This window comes from Pseudomonas edaphica, assembly GCF_005863185.1.
Classification (GTDB): Bacteria; Pseudomonadota; Gammaproteobacteria; order Pseudomonadales; family Pseudomonadaceae; genus Aquipseudomonas; species Aquipseudomonas edaphica.
In genome coordinates, this window is sequence record NZ_VBVZ01000710.1 from 1 (window position 1) to 2928 (window position 2928).

The window sequence follows — 2928 nt, forward strand, 5'->3', positions numbered from 1 at the left end:
CCCACCGCCATCGCGGGCAAGCCCGCTCCCACAGGGGTTTGGTGGTGTTACCGATCGTTCCCACGCTCCGCGTGGGAATGCATCCGGTGACGCTCTGCGTCACGGCCTCAAAAGCAGACGCAGAGCGTCCAGGGCGGCATTCCCACGCGGAGCGTGGGAACGATCAGCGCTGGGGCTTAGAACGCGTAACGCGCTTTGAGCATCACGCCATCGGCGTCAAAGCCACTGCGCGCTTGGCGGGTGTAGCTGGCGCCCACGGTGAAGTCCGACACCTGGTAATTCACGCCCACACTCGCCTCGTAGCTGTCACGCGCCACCGACGCGCCGGTGGTGGTGAACGCCGCACCACCCGCCACAAAGTTGGAGGTTTGCGCGACGCGATCACCCATCAGGTCGTGATACGCCATCAAGGTCGCTTCCGGTTGCAGGCTGCCTGCGCCCATCGGCAAGTTGCCGGCCAAACGCACACCGGCGCCCAACTCACCCACTTCATAACGCTGCGAACGCGTGCTCAGCGCCGCCGAAGAACCCTTCTCGTCGTAGCCGTCCATGCGCACATTGGCATAACGCGCCGCTACGCGTGGCTCGATCACCACCGCCTGCGATGGCTTGAAGCTGTAGCCGCCGATCACGCTGGCTGCCAACACGTTGCTGTCGTAACTGCCCTTGGCCGTGGTGCCCGCCACATGGCGCTTGCTGTCGTTGTCGTTATGACCGTAGCTGAGGCTGCCATCCACAAACCAGTTTTGCAGCGCCCAGTTGCCATACAGCGACAGCGCGTGGCCCTCCACATCGGTCTTGTTGCCCAGGTCCGAATGGATGTTGGAATTAAGGTAGCTGTAAGCCACGCCCAGGGTGGTGGTGTCGTTCAAACGCCCGTCCACACCCACGGCCATGCCGCTGCTGTTGGCCGAGTAACCGTTGTTACCGCCGCGCCCATCCTGGTCCATGTTGCTGCTCAAACCCTGCACCCACACGCCGCCGGTTTGATGGCCTGCGCGCTGGTCGGTAAGGCGGTTGAAGATTGCGCCATTGATAACAGTCTGCCCCGACAACGCCACATCCAGCGCGCCACGGTTGACGTCCGGCTTGAGCTGCTCGCTCACTTGAGCAAGCTGTTGCGCAGTCCCGGCGTTGGCGAGGGACTGGAACACTGGGTCGTTCTGGTTGAGCCCGCCGAGCACATCGTTCTTGAACGTATTCACCGCCGTGGCCGCTGCGGCGCTGGCACCTGCACCGGCAAGTTCCTGCTGCACTTGCTGGTTGTCTTTAACTGCGACGACAGCCTTGACCGTTTGCGCATCCGCCGAGTAGCTCAGCACGTTGAGCAGCGATGACGAACTGGCAACCGACAGGCCGTTGTTCTGCACACTGGTGGCCTGCAACAGGGTGTATAGAGTGCCGTTATTGGTGCGCGCAAAGTCGCCTGGCTGCGCACTCACCGTGAGCTTCGACGCCTGGGCGAAATTAGCCGTACCGTTGACCGACAGATACGGCGTGGTCGGCACCACGCTGTCGGCCAGGTGCATATCAATGCCCGCACCGCTGGCGACGTTAAGGTTGCCGCTGATCGTGGTACCGGGCGCGGCCAGGTTCAACGAGCCGGAATTTATCGAGACCGGCGCGATGATGCGCTGGCCGGCAAAATCAGCTTGGCCGGCGACATTCACCGCACTCAGGTTGAGCAAGTCGCCGGTGATTTTGCCGCCCGTCCAGTTCAGCGTGGCAAGGTTGGCGGCGTCGATGGCCGTGCCGGATTTGCTGCGGATCTCGCCTGCTTGCTGGTTGATCTCGAAGGGCGAAGTCTGGTCGCGGGCATTGACCAGGATCGCGGTGCTGTCGGCACTGATCAGACCCCGGTTGATAACGCCGCGCGCGCCCGACTGCGGGTTCTGGGTAAAGGTTGCCCCAGTCAGATGCACAGCCACCGCATTGGCGCCGTTGGCTTCAATCGTGCCGGTGTTGAGCAAGTAATCGAAGGTGCCGGAGTTGAACTGTACGGCCCTGGCCATACCACCGTTGACCGTCACCACACCGCTGTTTTCTATACGCAGGTCACTGGTGTCGGTTTCAACTTCAATGCCCAACGCCTCTTCGCCCGTGACGCGGATGGTGCCGGAGTTGAGGATTTTGCCGCCGACGGTCACCGGCATATTGTTATGGGTGTCCAGGATCAGGCCGTAGCCGTAGATGGAAGTGACATCAATCAGGCCGGAGTTGATCACGTCACCACCGACGGTCGTGCCATTGAGGTACATGCCCTCGCCGTCACTGTCCGACCCCGGCACGTCAACGGTGACGATAGTTCCGGAGTTGATCACGCTGCCGCCGATGTTCGCGGCGCCCACCTCAAAACCTTCGGCCCAGGTCTGGTTGGTGAGCCTGATCGTACCGGCCTGGATGACATCACCGGTGATCGTGCCGCCACGGGCCCGCAGATCAGAGTCCAGCGCGCCATCCACTACAAAACCACGGATGTTGAGGCCACTGCCATCGATGTTGTAGTCGGCGCGGTTGATCAGCGAACCCTGAACATTGGTCTCGGCAACACTGGCCCCATCGACATTACGCTGGGTGGCCACCACATTGCGCGACCCGACCAAGGTGACAGGCTCGTTGAACACCTGGCCTTTCCACTTGTTCTGGCCGCTGCTCACGTCGAATTCCACCGCAGCAACATGCGCGGCGCCTGCGCTGACCATCAGGGCCAGCAGGGTTTTCTGGAACGGCTTACGCTTCATTTCAAACTCCATGAACTACAGTCAAAGCCGCCAATACGCCCGGCGGCTGTAGGTGTGCTGAGCGAGGGACCAGATGATCCGAATGTATTCCCCCAAGGCGCCCTGCTGAACCCCAGGCGCGAGCAATCGCACCGCAGCCGGTGGTGGCAGAAAAGGGATTGGGGAGGCGAAGTTCACATTAATCCTT

Annotated in this window: 1 protein-coding gene; it reads right to left on the reverse strand. The window is 61.7% G+C overall.

Annotated features, from left to right (window positions below):
• Positions 1-176: 176 nt before the first annotated feature.
• The gene (locus FEM54_RS29355; RefSeq protein WP_138453939.1) at positions 177-2741 is read right to left on the reverse strand and encodes an autotransporter family protein; all 2565 of its coding nucleotides are present in this window, start codon (positions 2739-2741) and stop codon (positions 177-179) included.
• Positions 2742-2928 lie beyond the last annotated feature (187 nt).